The 25,048-nt window shown below is 71.5% G+C and carries 15 protein-coding genes; 6 read left to right on the top strand and 9 right to left on the bottom strand.

Features of this window, described 5'->3' with window-relative positions; genetic code table 11:
- Window positions 1-2: 2 nt before the first annotated feature.
- Entirely contained in the window at window positions 3-620 is a 618-nt protein-coding gene (locus ACIOJD_RS15215; RefSeq protein WP_401912971.1) for a histidine phosphatase family protein, read from the bottom strand.
- Window positions 617-2,119 (bottom strand): FGGY-family carbohydrate kinase, encoded by a 1,503-nt coding sequence (locus tag ACIOJD_RS15210; protein ID WP_401912969.1) that lies wholly within the window; start codon window positions 2,117-2,119, stop codon window positions 617-619. Before ACIOJD_RS15210 ends, ACIOJD_RS15215 begins: the two co-directional genes overlap by 4 nt.
- A gap of 374 nt (window positions 2,120-2,493) precedes the next feature.
- Between ACIOJD_RS15210 and ACIOJD_RS15205 the strand changes: the two genes are divergently transcribed.
- From ACIOJD_RS15205 to ACIOJD_RS15195, 3 genes are all read left to right on the top strand, one after another.
- On the top strand, window positions 2,494-3,279 hold the full coding sequence (locus tag ACIOJD_RS15205) for a DeoR/GlpR family DNA-binding transcription regulator (protein WP_401912966.1): 786 nt from the start codon (window positions 2,494-2,496) through the stop codon (window positions 3,277-3,279).
- 74 nt (window positions 3,280-3,353) lie between these two features.
- Complete coding sequence (locus tag ACIOJD_RS15200) at window positions 3,354-4,373, top strand: 2-hydroxyacid dehydrogenase (protein ID WP_401912963.1); 1,020 nt, start codon at window positions 3,354-3,356, stop codon at window positions 4,371-4,373.
- Between the two features lie 69 nt (window positions 4,374-4,442).
- A complete protein-coding gene (locus ACIOJD_RS15195; RefSeq protein ID WP_401912961.1) occupies window positions 4,443-5,891 on the top strand; it encodes an FGGY family carbohydrate kinase in 1,449 nt (482 codons plus the stop codon).
- A gap of 53 nt (window positions 5,892-5,944) precedes the next feature.
- On the opposite strand, the gene ACIOJD_RS15190 is transcribed toward ACIOJD_RS15195, so the two are convergent.
- The 5 genes from ACIOJD_RS15190 to ACIOJD_RS15170 form a co-directional block, all read right to left on the bottom strand.
- A complete protein-coding gene (locus ACIOJD_RS15190) occupies window positions 5,945-10,081 on the bottom strand; it encodes a hypothetical protein (protein ID WP_401912959.1) in 4,137 nt (1,378 codons plus the stop codon).
- Window positions 10,082-10,091: 10 nt separating this feature from the next.
- Window positions 10,092-10,964 carry a carbohydrate ABC transporter permease gene (locus tag ACIOJD_RS15185; protein WP_401912957.1) on the bottom strand — a complete coding sequence of 291 codons (873 nt, stop codon included), beginning with the start codon at window positions 10,962-10,964 and terminating at the stop codon, window positions 10,092-10,094.
- Window positions 10,961-11,821 (bottom strand): carbohydrate ABC transporter permease, encoded by an 861-nt coding sequence (locus tag ACIOJD_RS15180; protein WP_401912954.1) that lies wholly within the window; start codon window positions 11,819-11,821, stop codon window positions 10,961-10,963. The genes ACIOJD_RS15185 and ACIOJD_RS15180 overlap by 4 nt, the downstream gene beginning before the upstream one ends.
- A gap of 137 nt (window positions 11,822-11,958) precedes the next feature.
- Window positions 11,959-13,263 carry an ABC transporter substrate-binding protein gene (locus ACIOJD_RS15175; protein ID WP_401912951.1) on the bottom strand — a complete coding sequence of 435 codons (1,305 nt, stop codon included), beginning with the start codon at window positions 13,261-13,263 and terminating at the stop codon, window positions 11,959-11,961.
- Window positions 13,260-16,253, bottom strand: coding sequence for a family 78 glycoside hydrolase catalytic domain (locus tag ACIOJD_RS15170; RefSeq protein ID WP_401912948.1), 2,994 nt, complete (start codon window positions 16,251-16,253; stop codon window positions 13,260-13,262). The genes ACIOJD_RS15175 and ACIOJD_RS15170 overlap by 4 nt, the downstream gene beginning before the upstream one ends.
- A 386-nt stretch (window positions 16,254-16,639) precedes the next feature.
- On the opposite strand from ACIOJD_RS15170, the gene ACIOJD_RS15165 reads away from it, so the two are divergent.
- Together ACIOJD_RS15165 and ACIOJD_RS15160 are read left to right on the top strand one after the other, a co-directional pair.
- Window positions 16,640-18,244, top strand: a complete 1,605-nt coding sequence (locus ACIOJD_RS15165; protein ID WP_401912945.1) for an alkaline phosphatase D family protein — start codon at window positions 16,640-16,642, stop codon at window positions 18,242-18,244.
- Window positions 18,245-18,905: 661 nt separating this feature from the next.
- Window positions 18,906-19,874, top strand: a complete 969-nt coding sequence (locus ACIOJD_RS15160; RefSeq protein ID WP_401912943.1) for a TauD/TfdA dioxygenase family protein — start codon at window positions 18,906-18,908, stop codon at window positions 19,872-19,874.
- A 136-nt stretch (window positions 19,875-20,010) separates the two neighbouring features.
- Here the strand turns inward: ACIOJD_RS15160 and ACIOJD_RS15155 are convergent, their stop codons facing one another.
- The gene (locus ACIOJD_RS15155; protein WP_401912940.1) at window positions 20,011-20,451 is read right to left on the bottom strand and encodes an SPW repeat protein; all 441 of its coding nucleotides are present in this window, start codon (window positions 20,449-20,451) and stop codon (window positions 20,011-20,013) included.
- Between the two features lie 168 nt (window positions 20,452-20,619).
- Window positions 20,620-23,934 (bottom strand): cytochrome P450, encoded by a 3,315-nt coding sequence (locus ACIOJD_RS15150; RefSeq protein ID WP_401912937.1) that lies wholly within the window; start codon window positions 23,932-23,934, stop codon window positions 20,620-20,622.
- A gap of 247 nt (window positions 23,935-24,181) precedes the next feature.
- On the opposite strand from ACIOJD_RS15150, the gene ACIOJD_RS15145 reads away from it, so the two are divergent.
- Window positions 24,182-25,039, top strand: coding sequence for a helix-turn-helix transcriptional regulator (locus ACIOJD_RS15145; RefSeq protein ID WP_401912934.1), 858 nt, complete (start codon window positions 24,182-24,184; stop codon window positions 25,037-25,039).
- The last annotated feature ends 9 nt before the right edge of the window (window positions 25,040-25,048 follow it).

The following is a 25,048-nucleotide window of genomic DNA, read 5'->3' as shown; positions in this document are numbered from 1 at the left end:
CGTTACGGCGTCGGCACGTTGTACGACATCAGCGAGACCTGTCCGTCCGACACCCGCAACTCGGTGACCGCGCAGTTGCGGAGCCCCGGGAACACTCGCCGGTACTCGCTCTCGGGGATGCCCAGCAGGCGGCACAGCACCAGCCGGAACAGGGTGTTGTGCGCGACGACCAGGACACGGCGGCCCGGGTGGAGGTCCGCCAGGCGCAGCAGGGCGGCGGCGCCCCTGCCCGCCGCCGCCTTCGGGTCCTCCCCGCCCGGCAGCGGGTGGGCGGCCGGATCACGGCGGAACGCGGCGACCTCACCCGGATGGGACGCTTCGAGTTCACCGATGGTCCGGCCCTCGATGATCCCGAAGTCCAGTTCGAGCAGCTCCGGTTCGACCACGGCGTCCAGTCCCGTCGCGACGGCCGAGGGGGCGGCCGTGCGCCGGGCGCGCGACAGCGGCGAGGTCACGATCGCGTCGAGCCGGGCTTCGGCGGCCCACGCGCCGAGTCCGTCCGCCTGCTCGACGCCTCGCGGTGTCAGGTCGATGTCGCTGACACCGGCGTAGCGGTTCTCCGCGTGCCAGACGGTCTCACCGTGGCGCGCGAGGAACAGGGTCGTGGGTGCGGGCGTCATCCGTGCTCCCGTGCGTAGGCGGCGGTGTCCGACGGCAGCCAGCCGCGTCGTTCCAGTTCGTCGACGAGAACGACGAACGGCTCGTCGAAACGCCGGCCGACCTGTGGCCGTGGCTCCAGCACCGTACGGACGCGCACCATATCCCGGACGGCCGACAGCGGTGCGGGGGCCTTCTCGCCGCCGGACCCGCCCCGCGCCGCGCTGTCCCCGCTTCTCACGCCGTAGGCGGCGAGCACCGCCATGCCGAGGGCGGAGTCGGTGTGTTCGGGGACGGTGGCGGTCAGGCCCAGTACGTCGGTCCGGAGCTGATTCCAGTAGGCGCTGCGGGTGGCCCCGCCGGTGAAGGCGAGGGGCGCGGCGATCGGCGCGCCCAGGAGGCGGATGTACGCCAGGCACAGCCGTTCGGCGAGCGCGACGCCCTGGAGCAGTGCGGCATGGTGATCGGCGTCGTCGGCGGGCCGGCCGAGCATGAACGCTTCGGCGTCGGCGGCCAGGAACGGGAAGCGTTCGCCGCGCGAGACCAGGGGGTACGCGACCGCACCGGCCGGCTCCCGGGCGGCGGCGAGAGCGTCGAGTCGCGGGAGGTCCGCCCCGGGGAAGGCGAGCGACAGGGCGCCCGCACCGACACTGGAGGCGCCGCCGGGGAGCCAGTTCCCGTCCGGGGAGCGGTGGTTGTAGAGCACACCGGCCGGGTCGTGGAGCGGGCTCGCGGTCACCCCCTTGAGCACGAGGGTGGTGCCGAGGACGGTGTTCCACTGACCGATGTCCCAGGCTCCTGAGCCGAGTTGGGCGGCGCATCCGTCGGTCATGCCCGCGACGACCGGGGTGCCCTCGGCGAGTCCGGTGGAGGTCGCCGCCTCGGAACACACCGTACCGAGCACGGTGCCCGGGGGAACCACGTCGGGGAAGTCGAGGCCGGAGAGCCCGAGCCGGTCGTGGACATCGGTGGGCCACGCCCGGCGGTTCAGGTCGTAGCCGGTTTTCAGGGCGTGGCTGGAGTCCGTCGGTACGGGCCGTCCGACGAGCCGGGTGGTGATGAAGTCCGCCTGGTGGCACACCCGGGCGCCCTTGAGAGCGCCCGGAGCGTCCGCGTGAGTTCCGTTGAGCCAGAGGAGTTTGGCGAGGGCCCAGGTCGGCTGGATGCGGTGTCCGAGGGAGCGCCACACCTCGGCGCCGGTCTCCTGCGCGTACCGCGCCTCGGCTCTCGCGCGGCTGTCGTCGTACATCAGCGCGGGTGTCACGGGAGTCCCGCGGGAATCGGTCAGCAGGACGGTGCCCGACGTGGCGCACACCGCGACGCCCCGCACCCTCGCGGCGGACAGCGCCCGGAGAGCCTGGCGCATCGCGCCGACGACGCCTTCCCACCAGTCCGAGGGGAGTTGCTCATGACGCTCCCCCTCACGGTGACCGGCGAGGGGGACGGAACCGCGGCCGAGCACCCGCCCGTCGTCGGTGACGGCCAGCACCCGGACGCTCTGCGTCCCCAGGTCGACTCCCATCCACACGTCCCGGTGGCGACTGTCCGTCACAGGCTCCCGCTTTCTGGTGGTCGTTCGGTGAACTGTCGCCAGGAGATACCGCAAAGGGTGATCTCACCGCGCTTTTCACACACTCGCTACGCCTTCGACCGGATGCGCCGAGCAGGTGCCACGGCGTTCGAAATTCCACGTATTGCCTGGTGGGGAACGCTGTCGGAGCCATCGATCCACGGGTTGACCCGGTCGTGCCCGTGGTGAACACTGCCGAACGGTACCTCAATATCTATGTTATATCCTCAGGGCTTCATGTTACTGATGAGGTGTCTCGGGCGGAGGAGCGCACACGTCCTCACCTGTCCGCGGACGACGAAGCGGAAGCGGAACAGGACCGAGGAATGTCACAGGACAGAAGCCACCGAGGCCCCGTACAGCGTCGCCGGGAGATCTCCGACCATGTGCTCACCACGGGGTCGGCGTCGGCGTCGGATCTGGCGGAGCGTTTCGGTGTGAGTCCGATGACGATCTACCGCGACATCGACGAACTCGAACGCGAGGGCGTCCTGCGCAAGTTCAGGGGAGGCGTCACGGCGCAGCCCTCGGGGGTGTTCGAGAGCAACGTCGCCTACCGCAAGAAGACCATGCGGAAGGAGAAGGAGGCCCTCGCCGCCAAGGCCGCGACCCTCATCGAGCCGGGCATGTCCGTGATGATCGACGACTCGACCACCGTGCTGGAACTGGCCAGGCTGCTCCCCCGGATCGAGCCGCTGACCGTCGCCACCAACTTCCGCGAGGCGCTCAACCTCCTCGCGGACGAACGCGGGTTGCACCTGATGGCCCTGGGCGGCGACTACGACCGGCTGCACGACTCCTTCCTCGGAGTGCCGTGTGTGGAGGCCGTCGAGGCGCTCCGGGTCGACCTGTGTTTCGTGTCCACGTCGTCCGTGTACGGCGACTTCGCCTTCCATCAGGAACAGCGCATCGTCGCCGTCAAGCGCGCGATGCTCAAGGCCGCCGGCCGCAATGTGCTCATGATCGACCATTCCAAACTCGGGCGCACCGCGCTGCACAGGCTGACCCCGCTCACCACGTTCGACCTGATATTGGTCGACGACCGCACCCCGCCGGAGGTCCTGCGCGGCCTCGACGAGAGCGGTGTCCGCTACGAAGTGGCCCCGACCTGATCCACCCGCCTCCGACCGACCCGAACCCGACCGGCCCGGCCCGCCCGGGTCCCGGCCCGAGCAAGGAGACCGCGTTGACGAGAATCCTCGCCGCGGGCGACCACTTCGTCGCCCCCGAACTGTTCACCCGGGAACTGACCGCCGAGATCGGCACCGGCCATACGATCGACGAGTTGCGTCTTCCCTGGCCGCTGACGCCTTTCGGGCAGGTCTCCGAGGTCGACGAGGCGTCCGGGGACGAGGAGACCGTCCTCGCCGCGCTGGACGGGGCGCGTGTGTGCGTCACCCAGATGGCACCGGTGACTCGGAAGGTCCTGGACGGATCGCCCGAGTTGCGTCTGGTGGTCGTCGGCCGGGGCGGCCCCGTCAACGTCAATCTGGAGGCGGCGAAGGAGCGCGGCGTCCAGGTGTGCAACACCCCCGGCCGTAACGCGGCGGCCACCGCCGAGTACACGGTCGGGCTGCTCCTGTCCACGATGCGCCGGATCCCGGAGACCTCGGCCGCGCTCGCCGCGGGCCGCTGGGCGGGCGAGTTCTACACGTACGACAACTGCGGCCCCGGCCTGGACGGCGCGACCGTCGGGCTGATCGGCTGCGGAGCGGTCGGCAGCCGGGTGGCCCGCGCTCTCACCGCCCTCGGCGCCCAGGTCTGCCTGTACGACCCCTACGCGGCCCCGGAGACATTGCGCGAGGTGGGCACGCCCGTCGCCGATCTCGACGACCTGCTGCGGCGCTCCGACGTGGTCTCGCTGCACGCGCGGCTCACTGCCGAGACGCGGGGTCTGCTCGGCGCGCGCGAACTCGCGCTGCTGCCCGACGGAGCGGTCGTGGTCAACTGCGCACGTGGCGCGCTGCTGGACGAGGACGCGCTCTGCGACGCCCTGGAATCGGGCCGGCTCGCCGCGGCCGGGCTCGATGTGTTCGCCGTGGAGCCCCCGCCGCCGGGCTCGCGTCTGCGCAACGCTCCCCGGCTGGTCATGACGCCCCATCTGGCGGGCGCGAACACCTCGGTCGCGCACAACGCGGCGCGTATCGCGGCCGCCGAGGTCGGCAGGTTCCTGCGCGGCGAACCACTCGCCCACCGCGTCGTCTGACGACCCGTCCGACGGTTCGCGACGGAACGTTCACACCCATCGAGTTCACCTATCGACAAAGGAGTCACGGTGTTCGTCGGACTGGACATGGGAACCTCGATCGCCAAGGCGGCGGCCTTCGCCGAGGACGGCACCGCACTGCGTGTGGAGTCGAAGCCGATCTCGCTCGGCGGTCAGGGCGATCACGTCGAACAGGACATCGAAGAGGTGGTGCGGGCCGCCACCGACGTCCTGGCGGCGGTGACGGACGGCGGCACCCCGGCCCTGGTCGCCCTGACCGGTCAGGGCGACGGCCTGTGGCTGGTCGACGCCGAGGGGAAGGCCGTCCGCCCCGCGCTGTCCTGGATGGACGGCCGGGCAGGCGGCCTGGTCGCCCAGTGGATGGGCGACGGCACCGCGGAGAAGATGTACCGGCACACGGGCAATGTCCTGTTCCCCGGCTCGCCCGGCCCGCTCCTGGCCTGGCTGGACCGCAACGAGCCGGAGTCTCTGGACGCGGCCACAACTGCCGCGGCCTGCAAGGACGTTCTGCATCTGCGTCTGACGGGCGAGCGCGGCACCGATCTCTCCGACGCCTCGGTCCCCTTCCTCGACCCGCGCACCCGCACCTACTCCCCGCAGGCACTCGCGGCACTCGGCGTCGGACACCGCGCGGGTCTGCTTCCCCCCATCGCCAAGACCCTGCCGTACGGGGAGGCCCACGGACACACCTCGGGCCTCGCGGCCGGGACGCCGGTCGTCTCCGGGCCGTACGACCTTCCCGCCTGCGCGATCGGCGCGGGCGTGACCGAACCCGGTGACGGGCTCCTCATCGTCGGTACGACCCTGGCGTGCGAAGTCGTGGTCGAGCGGGTCGCGTTCGAGGAGGACCCGGTCGGCTTCCATCTCGCCCTGGCCCGGCCCGACCGCTGTCTGCGGGCGCTGCCGGCGATGACCGGCACGGTCGCGCTCGAATGGGTGCTCGGCCTCACCGGCAGCTCCCACGACCAGGTGTCCGGCATCCTGGAGGAGACCCCGCGCGGCGCCCGGGGCGTTCGCGCGCTGCCCTATCTGTCCCCCTCGGGCGAACGCGCGCCGTTCGTCGACCACACCGCGCGCGCGGAGTTCACCGGCCTCGACCTGCGGGCCTCGCGCGCCGATCTCGTACGGGGCATGTGCGAGGCGATCGCCTTCGCCGCCCGGCACTGCCTGGAGGCCGCGGGCCTCACCGGGGAGCTGGCCGTGTGCGGCGGTGGCGCGCGCAGCCTGCCGTGGCTGCGGCTGTTCGCCGATGTTCTCGGGCGCCCCCTGCGCGTGGCCCGAGGACCGGAACCGGGCGCGCGCGGAGCCGTGCTGGCCGCGGTCGCGGCCCGGGGCCCGGAGCTGGGACACGAGCTGGACGTCGCCGCGTGGACCGCGCCCGACGCCGTGGTGGACCCGGATCCGGCGGGTGTCGAATTCTACGAACAGGCCTACGCCGACTACCTGTTCCGGGTCGAGAGCGCGCGGACACGGTGGCGGGGGCCCGGCCGGGCGTGAGGCCGCGAGAGCGGTGCCGTTCGCGCTCGGGGCGAACGGCACCGCCGGCAGCGCTACTTCCGTGCCCCATCCGGGAGAAGGTGCAGCCGCACGGGTCCCATCAGTCCGGTGACACGCTGCCCCGGAAAGATGAAGTGGGTCGGGCTCACCGCGTCCAAGTGCGGTGCGAGTGTTCCGAACACGGTGATCTCGACCGTGTTGGCCCCGGGCCCGGCCAGGCCCGTCACATCGAACACGTACGGCGAACACACCCGCACCCCGGCGGCGACGCCGCCGACCGACACTTCCGCCGTGCCGCGCACCCGTCCGAGGTCGAGTGACACCCGCCCGGTGGCGGCTTCGGCGGGCAGGGTCACCAGGCGCCGGTAGCGGACACCGCCGCTGTACTCGGCGAGTCCGTGCGACTCCCAGTCCCCGGTGCGGATCAGACCCCGGCCGACGGCGCACCGTACGGGGCCGGCCAGCGCGGCTCCGCCCTCGTAGCCGGGCCGGGTCTCCACCCGCAGGGCGGCGGTGCGCGGCCCCGCGGGGCCGTCCGCCGACAGGTCGACCGTCAATCCGTGGGTGCCTCCGCCGCCGGGAGCCGTTGTCGTCCGACGCTCACGGCCGTCGACGAACACCGTGGCCTCTCCATGCACATCCGCCATCAACCGGCTTGCTCCCGGCGGGAGTTCGCACCACAGCCACTCCACCGGTGTCCGCTCCCCCGGGACCGCGAACCCGACCGGTACCACCGTGCCGTCGTCGGCGTCCGGGTCCAGCCAGGCGGCGCCGGGCAGCGGATGCGGCCTGCGGCGCAGGTACAGCGCGGCCGGGTCCCCCACCTGCTCGCGGCGCACCACGACCGGCACCCGCTCGCCGGCGCGCTCGGCCCACCAGGTGCCGTCGCTGTGCGTGGTCACGGTACGACCTTCGCGCTCACCGTCCGTACCGGAGAAGACGGCGTCCACCTGGACGGCGGAATCGGCCGCGTCCGCCGTCTCCACGGTGATGTCGTTGTCCCCCACGCGCAGGGCCGCCACGATGTCGTGCCGTCGTACACGCGACACCACATGTTCGGCATACGGTTCGAACCCGCCCTGCCTGCCGACGACGTGGCCGTTCACCCGCAGGACGCAGAGCCCGGGTGCGGCGACCTGGACCACTGCCCGCGCCGGGATCGCCGACAGCGGCAGGGTCGTACCGACGACGACGCGGGCACCGTCCCGGCGAGGACCGGCCGGGAGGATCCACTCCGGGCGCCGGTAGCGCTCCGGGTCGTGGACGAGTGCCACATGCGCGCGCAGATCGGTGTCCTGATCGGGCGTCAGGTCCAGTTCGAGGAGATGCCGGCCCACGTCCAGCCGGACCGGTCCCATGGCGAGGTGGCCGGCGTCGTCCCACTCGACCGGCGCGCCGTCGAGGCGCGCCGTTTTCGCCGCGGGCGCCCCGACGGCGAGGTGTCCGTCGAAGGCCGCCTCGAGCAGCAGGTCGGTCCGTACCCGGGCGACGGTCCCGCCGGTCGTCGGACCGATGCGGACGAACTCCTCCGGCACATGGCCCTTGGGGCCCAGCACGTCACGGTGGACGGGGTCCTTGTGGATGCCCCGGCTGTCGGACCACTCGGGGGCCGACCGGGGCTCGCCGTCGGCGTCGAGGACGAGCGCGCGCGGCCCGAAGGTCGCGTGGACCGGCGGACCGGTCCAGTCGTCGGCGCGGCCAGGAACGGCCCAGCCGTCCCGTACGCCGTCCTCGCCCGGACCTTCCACCCGGTGCCGGAAGGTACGGAGTTCGGTGACGGCGGGGCCGGTGGGCGGACCGGTCGCGGGGCGCCCGAAGTCGCCCCAGGTGTCGTCCAGGGTCGGGATCAGTGTCATGTCCCAGTCCGAGTCCGGAGGGATCTCGACCGTGACACCGACCGGGTCCGTCCCGGTCGCCCCACCTCCATACGCCGCGGGAGTCTCGCTCTCCGTGGACGGCGCCCGCCCGGGAAAGACCAGCACCGCCGCCGGTCCCGCGTCGAACGGTACGTCGACCTCCACGGCCCGTACGTCGTCCTCGGCCCGCCAGGACGGCAGGGTACGGAGGGCGCCGCCGAACGGGTCGAGCAGGAGCGCCGGGCCCGCCACGTCCCGTACCCGCACGCGGGCCGTGCGCGCGTAACGGCCGGGGTCGAAGTCGTACCGGGCATCGATCCAGCCCTGAGCGGCGCCTCGCTCCTCGGGCGCGGTCACGGCCGCCCGCGTCGCGCGCGGTGTGGCCGCGGTCAGGAACACCACCGTCGCCTCGTCCACCCGGCGCGCCAGTGCGGGGACCGGGGCGCGGACGACCGGGTGGGGCGTGTCCAGCACCGCGTCCAGGCCGTCCGTCAGATCCGTGAGGTCGTCGGCCGTGGGAACGAAGACGGCCCGCCCGTCGGTGAAGCAGGCGCGCAACGCGTCCCGGGCGGCGCCCGCGCCGGGGCCGATGACATGGTCCGGGAGGGCGCCGATCGCGATCAGGTGCCCCCCGGCCGAGGCGAACTCGACCAGCCGGCGCGCGGTGTCCTCTTCGAGGACCGTGCACGCGGGCAGCAGCACCGTCCCGTACGCCTCCTCGGCGACACGCAGGCGTACCTCACCGTCGTCGGCTCCCAGCTCGGCGCGTACGAGGGACGCGTCGTCGATCACGTCGGCGTCGTGGCCGAGACGGTCGACCGCACCCGCCCGGGTGCGGAACCAGGTCATGTCCCCGACCAGTTCGAGATAGGTCGCCTGGGCCCGCTCCGCCTCGGCCGAGACACCGTCGAGGGCGGTGCCGGCCTGGGCGGTGGTGGTGGGCAGCAGGATCGCGATGTCGCACAGATGGCTGCCGAGACTGAGGATCGCGCACAGCCGGGCCACGGCGTCGGCGAAGACGCGGTGGTGCCGCCAGTACGGCTGGCGCCAGTCGGTGCCGGGCGGTGCCCATTCCCACCAGCCGCCCTTGGTCGTGTAGTAGACGGCGTGCGGGTTGTAGAGGGTGGCGCCCGCGCGCAGCCACGGCAGGAGCCAGTCGAAGGTCTCCTCCAGCGTGCCGCCCCAGCCGGTGGAGTGGAAGGCCTCGATCCAGGTGCGGGGCCGGCCGTAGAGGTGGGCGAGCGAGGAGTGGATACGGGCGTCGCCGTGGTGGTCGGAGCCGGGCGCGGAGAACCAGCGGTGGGTACGGGCGTAGTCCGCGTACAACTCGACCCCGGCGACGGGGTGTCCGGCGCGCGCGGGGTCCTGCTGGTCGCAGCCGACGAGCAGCCCGTGCCGGTCGTGCCACGCGGCCAGCGGCCGGAAGAAGGCCTCCTCGGCGAGTTCCGCGCGGGTCAGGTGGTAGTCGCGCCGGATCCGCCGGGTGTCCGGGTGCGCGCTGTCGTCGTACAGGGCGTCGAGGCATTCGGTGAGGTCGTAGCCGCGCGAGCGCAGGAAGGCGTCGGCGAACGCCGTCGACCAGCTGGGCAGAGACGGCAGTTCGTCCTGGAAGGAACCGACCACGACCTTCCCGAGCCGGCCGCCCAGACGTCGCTCGAACGCGCCGTGCACCCGGTCGAGCAGCGCCGCGCACGCGTCGGCGCCGAGATAGTCGAAGCCGCGGGTCACATGGTGATGGAGCGTCAGCCGCCAGCGCCCCGGACCCGGCGCCCGTACAACTCCCGCCGGGTGTACGGAATCGTCCGCCACGTCGAGCGGAACGGCGGGGCCGGTGGGCCGGTCGTCCGAGTCGACGGGGACGGCGTGGGCGGCGACGGGCCGCCCGTGCGCGGGCCATCGCGAACCGTCTTCACCGTCACCGCCATCGCTGTCGACCACCACGCGCACCCGTTCGAGCCGGCGCCCGGCGTAGGCGGGTTGTTCGTCCACCAGGCACGCCTGGATGTCCGCGCCCGAGAACCCGAGCTGATCGTAGAACCAGAGACTGACGCCGAGTTCGTGCGCGTCCTCGCACACTCCGTCGAGCAGCTCCCACCATTCCTCGGAGAGGAACGGCGGATCGTCGGCGTCGGATCCGTACAGCGGTCCCGACGGCGCCAGGTTGAGCAGGACGAGATTGAACACCCCGCCGTCCGCGAATCGTTCGAGCTGGTCCCGCAGCCGGGCGCGGTCGAGCCGTTCCCCGCTCCACCACCAGATGGCGGTGGGTGAGAAGGCGCGCGGTGGCTCGGCCAGGACGGCCTCGACCCCCGCGGGGAGTCGTACGTACGTCATCGAGTTGCCTTCAGCCCTTCAGCCCACCAGCGAAACCCTTGATCACATAACGCTGGAGAAGCAGGAACACCACCAGGATGGGCAGGGCCGCGAGGACCAGGCCCGCGAAGACGAGACCGTAGTCGGAGACGTACTGGCCGACGAACGAGAACACGCCCACCGGGACGGTTTCCTTGCCCGATCCGCCCAGGTAGAGCAGTGGCGTGAAGAAATCGTTCCAGATGAAGACCGCGTTCAGGATGATGACCGTGCCGGTGATGGGCCGTAGCAGGGGGAAGACGATCCGGGTGAACGCCTGCCGGTGGTTGCAGCCGTCGATGAGGGCGGCCTGCGCGTAGTCCTGGGGCAGTGCGCGGATGAATCCGGTGTACAGGAAGACGGTGAAGGGGAGTTGGATGCCCGTGTAGAAGAAGACCATGCCCTGGTACGTGCCGAGCCAGCCGAGGTCGTCGACCAGTTTGTACAGCGGGATCATCCCGAGCTGGAACGGCAGCACGATCCCCAGCAGGAACAGGACGTACAGCCCGTAGCCGAGTCCGCGGGCGCACCGGGCGAGGTAGTACGCGCCGGTGGAACCGAGGACGATCAGCGTCAGCAGGCTGGTGACCGTGATGATCGTGCTGTTGAGCAGGGCGGGCCCGAGGGACGCGGAGGTCCAGGCGTCACCGAAGTTGGCCAGGGTGGGCGGGACCGGTGGCGCCAGGGGCGATTCGGAGATCTGCCGCGGGTCCTTCATCGCGAGCGTGATCAGCGCGTACACCGGGAACAGGAACACGACCGCGGCGGCGATCATGACCAGTTCGAGGCCGTAGCGTCCGTAGTTCGGCTTCCGCCCGCGCCGGGCGGGTGGCGCGGGGGCGGTGGTCGTGGCGGTGGTGCTCACGCGGTGACCTCCCGGGCGCGCAGGTAACGGAGTTGGACCAGGGAGACGGCGGCCACGAACAGCGCGAGGACGAGCGCGACGGCGGTGCTGTAGCCGAACTTGCCGTAGACGAAGGCCTCCTTGTAGAGCACGGTCGACAGGGTCTCGCTGGAGGTGCCGGGTCCGCCGTTGGTGGCGGCGTAGACCTGGTCGAAGAGCTTGAGGCCGCCGATGGTCGACAGCATCAGGTTGATGGTCAGGGCCGGGGCCAGCAGCGGCCAGGTGACATAACGGAAGCGCTGGAGGTTTCCCGCGCCGTCGATTCTGGCCGCCTCGTGCAGCTCGGCGGGCACGCCCTGGAGTCCGGCGAGGAAGATGACCATCGAGTATCCGGCGTACTGCCACACGACCATCGCGGCGATGGACCACAGGGCGAGCGAGGGGTTGCCGAGCCAGTCCTGGCGCAGTCCCCCCAGGCCGACGGCGCCGAGGACGGCGTTGAGACCGGCGCCGTTGTCGGGGTTGTAGACGTACTTCCAGAGGAACGCGACCATGACGGGGCTGACGACGGCGGGAGCGAAGAAGATCACCCGCAGCAGCGAACGCGACCTGATGTTCGCGTGGACTCCCAGCGCGAGCAGCAGGCCGATGCCGTTCTGGACGACGACCACGGCGATGGTGAGCAGGAGTGTGTTGCTGACGGATTCCAGGGCGCGGTCGTCGTCCAGCAGGGTGCGGAAGTTGCCCAGGCCGACGAAGGAGAAGCCGCCGACGCCGGACCAGTCGGTGAAGGCGTAGACCACTCCGGCGAGGCTCGGGTAGAGGACGACGACGGCGTACACGACGAGCGCCGGGACGACGAAGATCCAGGGCGGCACGGTGGGATCGTCGCGCAGTCGCAGCCGGGTCCGCAGGGACCGCCCTGCCTTCCCTCCTCCGGCGGGCGTCCCGGACTTGCGTGTACCGGGCCCGGGAGGGCCGGGAGTGCCCGAAGTGGTCGTTTTGGGAAGGGAGTTCACGACTTCTTCCCGTAGGCCTGGTCCATCTGCCCCAGCGCTCCCCTGACGTCCGTCTTGCCCGCGAGCAGGTCCTGTACGGCCGCGAAGTGGGCGGGTTGCACCTCGGCGTTGGGCCAGCGCTGGTCCATGAAGGGGACGGCGCGATTGCCGTCGATGATGGGCAGGAACTGGGTCAGAACGGGGTCGATCTTGGTCGACGGACCGCGTTTGAACGGGATCGCCGAGACGGCGGTGGCCCAGCGGTCGATGTTCTCCTGCTTGCCGAGGAAGGCGATGAACTCCTTGGCCTTCGCCACGTTCTTGGCCTTCGCGGCGACGCCGAGACCTACGACGATGCCCGCCGGAATCCACTGTTTCCGGGGGTCGTCACCGCCAGGGAAGGGGAACATGCCCAGGTTGTCGGGGGTCGCGGTGGCGACGCGGAAGTTGGCGAGTACGGCGGAGACCTGAACCGCCATGGCCGCCTTGCCGCTCGCAACCATGGAGGTCTGCTGTTCGTACGTGGTGCCGTTGGGGTTGTCGTTGAAGAAGCCCTTGCGCTGCAACTCCTGGTATTTGCCCAGGGCGTCGGCCCAGCCCGAGTCGGCGAAGGTGGCACGCCCGGCGGCCATCTCGTCGTCGAACTTCGGGTTCGCCGCGTAGACGGCGTTGGGCACCAGCGCGTACGTGATCAGCTGGGTGACCCAGGGGGTCTGCGCGCCGAGGGCGATCGGCACCACGCCCTTGGCCTTCAACTCGGCGCAGACGTCGAGCAGTTCGCTCCATGTCCTGGGTGGCTGGACGCCGGCCTTGGCGAAGGCCTTCTTGTTGTAGATGGCGCCGATGACGCTGCTGCCCGCCGAGTAGAGGTAGGTCTTGCCGTCCCTGCGGTACGCGGCGTCGAAGTTCGCCGGGATGCCCTTGGTCCACTCCTGGTCGCCGAGGTCCGCGAGGAGTCCGGCCTTGGCCAGTTCGACCATGGACATCGCGCTGCCGCTTCCCGGGTACAGCACGTGCACATCGGGGGCGTTGCCGCCGGCGAGTTGGGTCCGTACGACGGTCTGCACCTGGTCGGTGGGGGCGAAGGAGGTGGTGAACGTGGAGTCGCGGTGGCTCTTGCGGTACAGGGGCAGAAGTTCCTCTATCGGCTTCTGCTGGTCGGCGACGCCGACGATACGGACCTTGTCGGAGCCGCTCGAACCGGAGCAGGCCGCGAGGACGGGGGGAAGCGCGGCGGCGGCCGTGACCCCGCCGCCGATACGGAGGAGCCCTCGACGGCTGACCGTGGCCCGGCCGGGCAGGCTGGGGGATCCCGTGGTCATGGTGTGTCCTCCTCATGGGGGCCGGCGAACGATGGTGCCGCCGTGCTGAGTGTGCGTCGGCTCGGGGCGAGTGACGGAACGGACCGCTCCGCCGACGGTGGGTCTGCCTGCGCGCTCGCCGGGGGGAAGTCCGCGGTGAAGCGGTAGACCCCTGAGGCCACCCGGTAGACGGCGTGGTCGGGGCCGGTCGCGAGCAGGACGAGGTGTTCGGCGTCGGCCGGCGCCAGGCCCGACTCACGGATCGATCCCGGGTCCGTGGTGGGCACGCGGACATCGGCGGTGGCCCCGGGAGGTACCCGCAGGCGCAGGGCGAGGGTGTCACCGTGTCGCTCCCAGCGCACCGTGACCGTGCCGCGCGCCGATTCGTACCGGGCGTCGGCGTGGCTGAGGCCGCCGGGACGCGGACGGACCTCCAGGTGCCGGTATCCGGTGGAGTCCGCGCGCTGGTCGAGGCCGGCGACGCCCCGGTAGAGCCACTCCCCGATCGAGCCGAGCGCGTAGTGGTTGAAGGAGTTCATCGACGGGGCGCGGAACCCGGATTCGGGGGTCCAGCCGTCCCAGCGCTCCCAGATGGTGGTGGCTCCGTGCCGCAGCGGAAACAGCCACGAGGGCACTTCGGTACGGTGCAGCAGCGCGTGCGCGAGGTCGGCGCGCCCGTGCGCGTCGAGGACGGGCGCGGCGAGGGCGACACCGAGGAAGCCGGTCTGGAGGGCGGGACCGGCGGCCTCGATCAGTTCGGCGAGACGCCGGGCGGCGGCGTCGGTGCGGTCCTCGGGCAGCAGGCCGAAGGCGAGCGCGAGGAGGTAGCCGGTCTGGGTGTCGCCCTCGATGCGCAGGGTGGGCTCTGCGGCGGGAGCGCTCTCGTCTCCGTCCGCCGCCTGTCCTTCGCTCCCGCCGGTTGTCACGAACCGTTCGTTGAACACGGCTCGGATGCGATCGGCCAACTCGTGGTGTTCCCGGGCGACTTCTCGCTGCCCCAGGACATCGGCGGCGCGGGCGGTGAGGCGGGCGCTGTGCGCGAAGTACGCGGTGGCGACGACGTCGCGCGGGGTGGGGACGCCGGGGGCGAGCCAGTCGGAGAAGTGCGGTCCCACGTGCCGGCGCCAGATCAGGCCGGGGTTGTGGCGGCGGATCAGGTCGACCCAGGCGCGCATGCCGGGCAGCGCGCGGGAGAGGAAGCGCGGGTCGTCGTACGTGCGGTACAGATGCCACGGGACGATCACGCCCGCGTCGCCCCAGCCGGGGGCCCCTTCGTCGGCGACGCCGACGAGGCGCGGCGCGACGTTGGTGAAGCCTCCCTCCGGAGTGCGGGCGTCGTCCACGTCGCGCAGCCACTTGGTGAAGAACGCGGCGACGTCGGCGTTGAGCGCGGCCGTCGGGAGGAATACCTGTGCGTCGGCGAGCCAGCCGAGCCGCTCGTCGCGCTGCGGGCAGTCCGTGGGCACACTGACGAAGTTGGAGCGCTGGCCCCACTCGACACAGTCGTAGAGCCGTCGGATGTCGGGGTCCGAGCAGTCGAACGCGCCGCTCCACGGGGTGTCGCTGTGCAGGGCCACCGCGACGATGCCCGAGCGGGACAGCCACGGGACTCCGCTGACCTCCGCGTAGCGGAACCCGTGGTAGGTGAAGCGCGGCTCGAACACGGCCTGTTCGCGTCCGTCGCCGATCAGTACGTCGGTGGCGGCCGCGGTGCGCAGATTGGCCGTGTAGAGGCCCTGTGCCCCGTCCAGGGTCTCGGCGTGGCGGACGATCACGCGCGCGCCGGAGGCCAGTGCGGGGATACTGAGGCGTACGCGGCCGGCCAGGTTCTGGCCGAAGTCGACGACATGGACGCCGTCGCCGACCCGGGTGATCGAGCGGGGGCGCAGTTCGGTCGTCGCCCGTACCGGCTCGTCCACGGACGCGACGAGCAGGTGGTGGTCGGCGTCCGTGACCAGGGCGGGCGACCAGCCGGTGTCGTCGAAGCCGGGCAGCCGCCAGCCCTCCGCCTCGCGCCGCAGGTCGTGGCATTCGCCCATGAGCAGATCCGCGTGGCGGACGGTTCCGGTGCTCGTACGCCAGGTGTCGTCGGTGACGATCGTGGTGGTGGTGCCGTCGGTACGGGTGAGGTGGAGTTCGGCCAGGAGCTGTGGGAATTGCCCGTAGTGGGCTCCCGCCCGGCGCGGTTCGAAGCCGACGAAGCCACTCCACCAGCCGTCGGCGACGGTCGCCGCGAGGACGTTCTCACCGCTGCGGATCAGGTCGGTCACGTCGTACGTCTGGTACTGGACGCGGCGGGTGTAGTCGGTCCAGCCGGGCGCGAGTTCGGCGTCGCCGACCCGGGTGCCGTTGAGGTGGATCTCGTACAGGCCGCGCGCGCTCACGTAGAGGCGGGCCCGTGCGGGGGCGGGGGCGGTGAAGGTGCGGCGCAGGACGGGGCAGGGGGCGAGTCCATGGTCGTCCAGGGCGCGCTCGCCCTCGGTCGGCGCGTCCAGGACGGCGATCGGACGGGGATCGTGCGTGATCCACGACGCCTGCCACGCGTCGGCGGCGGCTCCTGTGCCGTTCCCTCCGTCTGTGGTGTCCGGTGCGGGGAACGCGGTCTCGAACCAGGACGTGACCTCGCCGGGGGCCGCCGCCGCGCCCGACCACACGCCGACCCGCCAGTGGTAGCGGGTACGGGGCCGCAGCGCGGGACCGTCGTAGAGGGCGCCGATCGCGTGGGGATCGTCCACCCGGCCGGTGTCCCAGAGGGGTTGGCCGCCCTCGCCGAGGTCCTCGGGCCGTTCGGCTACGCGGATCCGGTACGCGGTGGGGTCGTCACCACGGTGGTCGGACGCCAGGCGCCAGGAGAGCAGCGGCGCGGGTTCGTCGATGCCCAGCGGGGTGACGCGGTGGTCGCAGCGCGGGGCGTAGGGCCGCAGGGTCCGCGTCCCGGTGGGTGATTCCGTTTGCCCTTCGGCGGGGTCGGAGTCGGGTACATCCGCTGCCGAGGGACCGGACACAGGCACGTCCTTCCTTCGCGCCGGGCACGGCGCGGCACCGTCGCTGACCCGTCGCCACCGGCCCGGTACGCAACCGGCGTGAAGACGGCCTTTCCTCGATGTGAAATCTAACCCCAAATCTGTGGCGTGGACACTATGAGCGCCTCACAAGGAGTGTCAAGAGTGTTACCGAGGTGCTCAATCACGGGCCTCGTGGCGTGAGCGGTCTGCTCATACAAGCGCCCTACAGTCGGCTGCGACATGGGTTGTCTCCCGGCGGCGGGAGCCCTTGTGGCGCGTGATTCCTTTGTGATATTCACCGTGTGATTACCACATGAATGGACGTTAAATCACGCGTCGATCCCTCTTTCACCAGGGGGATCACGCACCACGACGGACGAGGATTCATGCGTATGAACTGTGGTATCGACGGCACCAGGCGGCTGGGGAGACGCGCGATGATCGGCGCGTCCGGCACGGCCGCTCTGGCACTCGCTGCGAGCGGCCTCACCGCCGCGAGAGCCGGGGCCGCCGAGCGCTTCCGTGAGGATCCCTTCACGCTGGGCGTCGCGTCCGGTGATCCCTGGCCGGACGGATTCGTCCTCTGGACCCGCCTCGCACCTCACCCCCTCGCCCCCGACGGCGCCGGCGGCATGGCGCCGCGCTCCGTCGACGTCGACTGGGAGGTCGCGGGCGACGAACGCTTCCGGAAGGTCGTGCGCCGGGGCGTGACCCGCGCGGTCGCCGAACTCGCCCACTCGGTCCACGTCGAGGTGTCGGGACTGGAGCCCGGCCGGCAGTACTACTACCGCTTCCGCGCCGGCGGTGTGCTCAGCGCGGTCGGCCGTACCCGCACCGCGCCCTCGCCCACCAGCAATCCCAAGTCCCTCAGCTTCGGCTTCGTGTCCTGCCAGGCGTGGTTCGAGGGCTTCTACACCGCCTACCGCCACCTCGCCGCCGAGGACATCGACCTCGTCCTGCATCTCGGCGACTACATCTACGAGAACCCGATCGACGCGATGGGCGGCGTACGCAACGTCCCCGTCGCCGCCGAGCTGCGCCCCGAACCGATGAACCTCACCCAGTACCGCAACCGGCACGCCCTGCACCACTTCGACGACGATCTCATCGCCGCCCACCAGGCCCACCCGTTCGCCGTCGTGTGGGACGACCACGAGGTCGAGGACAACTGGGCGGGCGACCGCTCCAAGCTCGACAACGAGACGGACCAGGACCCGGCGGTCTTCCGCGCACGCGCCGCCGCGGCCTTCCAGGCGTACTACGAACATCTTCCGCTGCGCCTGCCCAACAGGCCGAGGGGCTTCGACGCCCGGATGTACCGCAGGCTGCGCTACGGGCGGATGGCCACGTTCCATATGCTCGACACCCGGCTGTTCCGGGACGACCAGCCCTGTGGCGACGGCACGAAGAGCGGCTGCGACGAACGACTGAGCCCCAGCCGCAGCATCCTCGGCCCGAAGCAGGAGAAGTGGCTGTACAAGGGCCTCGGGCGCTCCGACGCGACCTGGAACCTCATCCCCCAGCAGATTCCGGTGTCCCAGGTCGACACCGACACCGGATCGGGGCAGTCCTTCGTCATGGACTTCTGGGACGGCTATGTGGCCTCACGCCAACGGCTGTTCAAGGAGATCGCCGACCGGGACGTGAGCAACCCCGTCGTGCTGACCGGCGACATGCACCGCCATCTGGCGTCCAACCTCAAGAAGAACTTCGATGACCCGGATTCGGCCACGATCGGCGTCGAATTCGTCGGTACCTCCATCTCCTCCAAGATGGACGGCATGGACCTCGATCCCTCCGGGGCGAGCCTGCTCGCGGCCAACCCGCACATCAAGTTCACCAACTACCAGCGCGGATACGTCCGTTGCTCACTCACTCAAGGGACCTGCCGGGCCGACTTCCGGGTGCTCCCGTATGTCACCAGGCCCGGCGCACCCGTCTCGACCCGCGCGTCCTATGTGACGCAGGCGGGACGCCCGGGACTGCAGACCGCCTGATCCTGGCCGCTGTGGCCAGGTGCCGGGCGTCGCAACCGCGGTCTGCCGCTCGACGCCCGGCAGCCACAGCCATGGCGAGGAGTTCGCCTCCGCCTCGCCGCGATCGCGGCTTGTCCTGGGCGAGGAAGGCCGGCCTCGGGTGGGTGCCGGCCCGGCGGGCGAGCGGGCCGAACTGGAGATGGCGGACGAGGTCGCGGCCGCGTGCCTCGACGGACACGACGCGGCTCCGGAGCACACCCGGGGTCGGCTGACCCGCAGGCCTCAACGGCGGACGGGCCAACAGATCAACAGACGAGACGAAGGAGGGGTGGGGGCGCGCGGACACGTGTAACTGAGGTACGGTGCGCCCCATGGGACCGTACTCGAACCACCGTGCAGGGGAGCCTCGCCACAGCGCCTCCCCCGGTGTGTGCGCGCCCCGCGGCTACGGCTTCCTCCGTCGCCGCGGCCGGGTGGGATCTCCCCCGGCCCTTTCCTGTCACTGTCGTTGATCACCGCCGCGCTCGTGTAGCGCCGGGGGCCCGTCGTCGGGCCGTCCGATCCGTCAGCTCCCTCAAGCGTCCTCCCTCCCCGCGTTCCGCACGTTCCCGCGTTGTGTCCGCCGCCGCTCGCCCCGGGCCGGCCCGCCCCTCGCGCCGGCCCGTTTCCCAGAGGAGACCTCTTGACCATCGCCGCCGACCCCACGACCGTCGTCGCGTCCGCATCCACCGCGTCCACCGCCGCCTCCGTACTGCGCGAGCACCACATCCCCGCCGACGGCCTGTACGAAGGCCCCCGGGAGCTGCGCCGCGTCCCGGAGGACTGGGTGACCCGCCCGTACGAGCGCTTCGAGGTCGTCCCGCAGGGGCGCGTCATCGGCGCCGAGATCCGCGGGCTGGACCTGTCCCGTCAGCAGGACCCGGCCGTGCGCGAGGAGATCAACCGCGCCCTGCTTGAGTGGAAGGTGCTCTTCTTCCGCGGGCAGCACCTGTCCTCCGAGGACCAGCGCGCGTTCGCGCGCAACTGGGGTGAGCTGGAGACCAATCCGCTGCTCGCCACCGGTGACTCCCCGGACGTGGTCCGCTTCGACCGCAGCGCGGTGCCCACCTTCGAGAACGTCTGGCACACCGATGTGACGTTCCGGGAGCGGCCCGCGCTGGGCGCGGTGCTGCAACTGCGCGAGGTACCGCCGGTGGGCGGCGACACCATGTGGGCCGACATGGCGGCGGCGTACGACAACCTGCCCCGGGAGGTGAAGGACCGTATCGACGACGCCCGCGCTGTCCATGACTTCATCCCGGGCTTCTCCCGGTTCTCCCCGGCTTCTCAACTGGCGCCGTTCCAGGACCAGTTCCCGCCGGTCGAGCACCCGGTGGTCCGGCGTCATCCGGAGACGGGCCGGCGGATGCTGTTCGTCAACGCCTCCTTCACCACCCGGATCGTGGGGCTGGCGCGCGAGGAGAGCGACCGGCTGCTGCGACTGCTGTTCCAGCAGGCCCATGTGCCCGAGTTCCAGGTGCGGTTCCGCTGGGAGGCCGGCGACATCGCGTTCTGGGACAACCGGGCCACCCAGCACTACGCGGTCAACGACTACGCGCCGCACCGCCGGGTGGCCGAGCGGGTCGCCATCGCGGGCGACCGGCCGTTCTGAGACGACCGGCCTTTCCGGTACCGGCAGTTGTTCCGACACCGGCCCGCTGGGCCCCCAGGTCCCGTCCGGCGGTGACGGGCTGTTGAGGGAACGGCCACCGCGGTCGGCCCGCCCCCGAGCGGACCGACCGCTCCGGTCACACCTTTCGGCCGCTTCTCATCGCCACGGCCGCGCACAGCAGACCGAGCAGGCAGGTGATCCCGCCGGCGACGGCGTTGGTCCAGATGATCCCGGCGTCAGGGTTGGTGCCGACGATCCACGGAGCGATGATCAACCACACTCCCATCGCGCACAGGGCCCGGGTCAGGAGGCTCATCCTCCCCGGATTGAGGGTGAAACCGACCGCCATGACGACGATCGCGGCGCCCATGATGAGGTTGTGCGCCGCGAGAGCCGGCTGGTTGCCGGTGAAGTGCAGGATCCAGGGCGACAGAGCACAGAACAGGCCGACCAGGAACATCGGTCCGTCAAGGCGTGCCACATCACGTCCACCGAGCATGCGGGCGTAACGCTCCCGCATCTCGGGGACATCGGGGTGACCGGACAGGTCACTCCTCGAATGTGAGACGTCGGCCATACGACTCGCCTCCTTCGTTCGCGCAAGTCTGACCGTGGTGCACGGCATCGAGCCGCATCACGACCCAGTTTGCGCGCTTTGACGCTTTTTGTGTAGAGGAATCAACGACGAGTACGCGGAATCGATGGTTTATCTGTAAAACACATGCTGATCCGGCCGCGACGGGGGTCAGCCCGCGTAGACGTCCTCGACGTACCGTCCCCGTGCCATGAGTTCCTGGAGCCAGCTCTCGGCCGCCGCCTCGTCGGCGTCGGGGGTGTTCCGTACGTAGAGCTCCCGGAAGGCGTCCCGGACACCGGGTGCCATGCGGGCGCCGTCGCCGCAGACATGGACCCGGGCGCCCGCTTCCAGCAGCTCCCACACTTCACCCGACTCGGCGGCGATACGGTGCTGGACGTACCGCAGGCCGTCGACCGGGGCGTGGCTGAAGACGGGGCGCATGCTGACCGCTCCGGCCCGCTCGGCCTCGCCCAGTTCTTCGGCGTACAGGTAGTCGGCGGCCGGCGCGTCGCAGCCGAAGTAGCAGAGAGCCGTGGGCAGTTGGATACCGCTCGCGGTGAGCGCGCGGCGGTCGGCGATGGCGCCCCGGAAGGGGGCGAGGCCGGTGCCCGCAGCGATCATGACGACGGGGGTTGCGGTGTCATGGGTGATACGGAACGCCTCACGGCACGGCTGCACGCGCGCGAGGACCGTGTCCCCGGGGCGTACGGAGCTGAGATGGCCGGAGCCGGTGCCCCGGAAGTCGCCGCGCCCCGAACGGGCGGGCGCGGACAGCAGGGAGACCATGAGGTCGGCGTGGTGCGGGCTGGTCTCCGGGGACGAGGAGACGGAGTAGTGCCGGGGCCGCAGTGGCGGCAACAGGTCCAGCAGGACGGGCCAGGTGAGGGTCTCGCGCAGGGCGGGGTGGTCCTCCATGAGGTCGAGCAGGGTGCGGTGGTCGGCGGCGTACGCGTCCGGGTCGTCGGCGAGCGCGCGCAACGCGTCCCGCTCGGGCGGGCACGGGTTGAGTTCGGCCAGCACGGTCAGCTGGGCGGCGGTCGGGCGATCCTGCAACTCGACGTACCGGCTGAGGAGTTCGCGTACGGTCAGCGGCCGGTCGACGGCGAGTCCGTTGCGCCGGGGGCGGTCGGCGACGATGTTCAGTACGGTGTCGGGGTCGGCGCCCAGCAGGCCGGCGGCGCGTGCGACGAGGCCGGGCGCGTTGGCGGGGAGCACGGTGAGGTGGTCCGCGGTGCGGTACGTCGTCCCGTCGGGCAGGGCGAGACGTACCAGGCGCTTGGCCCGCGGGTGGGCCGGGTCGGTGAGGACGGCTGTCTGCGTCACGGTCATCGGGACCATGCCGTGGCGGGCGGCCATCGCGTCGAGAGGCTTTCCGGTGATCTCGGTGACGGTGTAGGCGGGCCCGGATTCGGCCGTCGCGGCGGCGGCGGCGGTGGTGGCGTCGGGGTCGCCGTGGCTTTCCAGGAGCGCGGTGCGCAGGGAGGCGGTGAAGGCGCTGACGGTGGCGGCGAGGTCGCCGGAGGCGTCGGCGGCGGCGCGCTCCATGAGACGTGTCGCGCCGAGGGCGGCGAGCCGGTCGTCGATCAGGGTGGGGACGCGCTGGTAGGTGGCGGCCCAGTTGCGGTCGCCGACGCCGAGCACGGCGTAGGTGACGCCCTCGGCGGAGCCGGGTCCGGCGTTCTCCAGCCAGTCGACGAAGGCCGCCGCGTCGTCGGTGGGGCGGCCATTATAGGAGGCGGCGACGATGACGACGGGCCGGTCGGTGGGCAGGGCGGCGGCGTACGCGTCGAGGGGCGCGACGCCTGTGTCGCAGCCGAGGTCAGCGCCGAGGTCGGCGAGTTGCCCGGCGAAGTCACGGCAGGTGCCGTAGTTGGAACCGTGCAGGAGCAGCAGTCCGGTGTCCTGCCGGACCCGGGCGGGCAGCCGCGCGTCGTCGGCACGGGCCGTGTCGTCGGCGGCGTGCGCCGTGGAGCCGACGTTCGCCGTGGAGCCGACGGGCAGGGCGGCCCGGTTCGCGGCACGGTCGGCGGCGGTGCGCGGTACGGGGGTGAGGGTGAAGCCCTCGGGCTTGATGGTGAGGGTCTGCTTCACCCTCAGCCGGTAGTCGTCCTGGTCGATCAGCCGGTACCGGTGGGCGAGCATGCCGAGCAGCATGGTCGCCTCGTGCAGGGCGAACTGCCGTCCGATGCAGGCGCGTTCGCCGGTCCCGAACGGCTTGTACGCATGCGGGGAGCGGGCCGCCTCGGCCTCGGGGGCGAAGCGGGAGGGGTCGAACAGCTCCGGATTGTCGCCCCAGGCCGGATCGCGGTGCAGGCTGGCGGTGACGACGAGGACGCCCTGTCCGGCGCGCAGCGGGAAGCGGCCGCCCAGGAGGGTGTCCTGGCGCGCCTGCCGCTGGAAACTGGGGGCGGTCGGCCACAGCCGCAGCGCCTCGTTGAGCACCTGCCGGGTGTAGGTCAGGCGGCCGACGTCCTCGTACGTGGGCTCGGCATCGGCGGTGTCACCCCACAGTTCGTCCACCTCGCGCTGGACCAGGCGCAGTACGGCCGGGTTCTTGACCAGGTGGTAAAGAGCGAAGGACAACGCGCCGGACGTCGTCTCGTGGCCGGCGATCAGGAAGGTGATGACCTGGTTGCGGACGTTCTCCAGGTCCAGCGTGGAGCCGTCGGACGGGTGCTTCGCGGTGAGCATGAGCCCCAGCAGGTCCGTGGCGCCCGGCGCGTTCCCCGCGCCGGGTCCGCTCCGCGTGTCCTGCGCCGGGGCGCCGTCGGCGGCGGTACGCGCGGCGATGACCTCGTCGACCACCGACGCGAGGTAGTCGGCGTCGGCGCGGAACGCCTGGTCCCGCTCGGTGTCGTCCGCCCCGGGCGGGCGGACGAGCCGGGTCATGGACCAGTTCAGGCAGCGCACCATGGCGGCGACGAAGGGATGCGTCCCGTCCTGTTCGAACGAGCCGAAGTCGAAACCGAACCCGGTCAGGCCGATGGTGTCCAGCGTCATCCGTGTCATGTCGTCGGCCACGTCGACGGGGCGGGACCGGGCGGCGCCGCGGTCCCAGGAATCGATCACCCGACGGGCGACCTTCAGCATCACCGGGTGGTAGGTGCGCATCGAGCCGAGGGAGAACGCGGGCATGAGGATGTCGTGCGCCTTGGCCCAGTTGGGCTCGTCGTTGTACGCCGTGAACAGGCCGTCGGCGACGAACTCCCGTACGTTCTGCAGCGCGGGGCCGACGAACTTGCTGAACCGCCCCTCGTCGGCGAGTTCCGTGGCCAGATCGAGGCCGCCCACGAGGACGAGGTCGCGGCCGTACCTGCGCTGCACGACGAGCGGACCGTGCCGCCGGATCAGCTCCATGTGCTGGAGGATGGGCGCGTCGGCCGGATCGGTGTCCGAGATGTCGACGACGGGCGCGGCGCCGTCTCCGGTTGCGGCGTTCGGGCCGTCGGTTCCGGGCTGCGACGGGAGCAGGGTCTCGGTCATGTGCGGGATCACCTTCCGCTGAGCTGAGGTGGCGGGGGCCGGCAGAGGCGTGGGGGGGCAGGCGTGGCGGGCCGACCGGTCGGCGCCGGGGAGGCGTCGGTGGCTGCCTTCAACCCTCGCCCCGCAGGGGGTGGGCGGATCACGCTGTTCCTACATAATGATGTAGTGCTCGCCCATGTGTCGGTCTTGCCGCGAAGGCCCCGGTGTGCGATGGGCGGGCGGAGCACGCTGCGGACAGGAGCACCCCATGGATCCACGGACGCCACAGACGGGCGGATACTCGGTACCGGGCGGGCCTCCGGAGCCGGGCGGACACTCGGAGACCGGCGAGTCTCCGGAACCGTGCGCACACTGGGAAACAGGCGGGTTCCCGGAGACGGGCGGACACTCGGTACCGGGCGGGCGCCCGCTGCCGGAGCACTGGGACGGCGACGCGGTCGCCTGGCGCAACCGGGCCTTCCTGCTGTTCGACCGCCTTCCGGTGCCGGTCGCTCTCTGCGACAAGGACGGGCTCATCCTGATGGCCAACCCGGCACTGGCCGCGGAATGGGGCGAACTCCCCGCGCATCTCAGAGGGCGGAACGCGCTGGATCTCCTCCGCCCCTCGGGGGTCACCCAGCTCCGCCCGATCGCCGAAGCCGTCCGGCACGGCCGCAGGTCCCGGTACCCCGTCGCGGTGTCCTGGTCCGCCGCCGGAGGCGTCGAGCGCTACGGCGAGGCGACGATCGACCTGCTCGGTGAGGGGCCGCAGGCCGTCCCCGTACTGCTGCTGCTCCTGCGTGTACGCGGGGAACACGGCGAGCCGCGAACGTCTCCCGTCCCCGCGGAGGAGGTGAGCGGCATGGAGCTGCGGATACTCACCCTGGTGGCAAGCGGCTCCACGACGGCGCGGACCGCCAAGGCGGTCGGACTGACCGTGGACGGGGTCAACTACCACGTGGCACGGCTGTGCCGGCGCTGGGACGTGCCCAACAGGGCGGCGCTGGTGGCGCACGCCTATGTGACGGGCGTACTGACCCCCGGGGCCTGGCCCCCGGCACCGGCCGAGGGCTCGGGGGCGCTCCACGAGGGCCGGAAGGACCGGGACCGGGACCAGGACTGCTGACGCTCGCGC

Origin of the sequence: Streptomyces sp. NPDC088116, from assembly GCF_044741745.1 — a bacterium.
In the GTDB taxonomy this organism is placed as follows: Bacteria; Actinomycetota; Actinomycetes; order Streptomycetales; family Streptomycetaceae; genus Streptomyces.
This window is presented reverse-complemented; position numbering and strand designations above follow the sequence as displayed.

Bases quoted from the DNA above. Each gene is read 5' to 3' on its own strand.
- ACIOJD_RS15215 (WP_401912971.1), bottom strand. From the start codon at position 620: ATGACGCCCGCACCCACGACCCTGTTCCTCGCGCGCCACGGTGAGACC.
- ACIOJD_RS15210 (WP_401912969.1), bottom strand. From the start codon at position 2,119: ATGGGAGTCGACCTGGGGACGCAGAGCGTCCGGGTGCTGGCCGTCACC.
- ACIOJD_RS15205 (WP_401912966.1), top strand. From the start codon at position 2,494: ATGTCACAGGACAGAAGCCACCGAGGCCCCGTACAGCGTCGCCGGGAG.
- ACIOJD_RS15190 (WP_401912959.1), bottom strand. From the start codon at position 10,081: ATGACGTACGTACGACTCCCCGCGGGGGTCGAGGCCGTCCTGGCCGAG.
- ACIOJD_RS15175 (WP_401912951.1), bottom strand. From the start codon at position 13,263: ATGACCACGGGATCCCCCAGCCTGCCCGGCCGGGCCACGGTCAGCCGT.
- ACIOJD_RS15165 (WP_401912945.1), top strand. From the start codon at position 16,640: ATGAACTGTGGTATCGACGGCACCAGGCGGCTGGGGAGACGCGCGATG.
- ACIOJD_RS15155 (WP_401912940.1), bottom strand. From the start codon at position 20,451: ATGGCCGACGTCTCACATTCGAGGAGTGACCTGTCCGGTCACCCCGAT.
- ACIOJD_RS15150 (WP_401912937.1), bottom strand. From the start codon at position 23,934: ATGACCGAGACCCTGCTCCCGTCGCAGCCCGGAACCGACGGCCCGAAC.
- ACIOJD_RS15145 (WP_401912934.1), top strand. From the start codon at position 24,182: ATGGATCCACGGACGCCACAGACGGGCGGATACTCGGTACCGGGCGGG.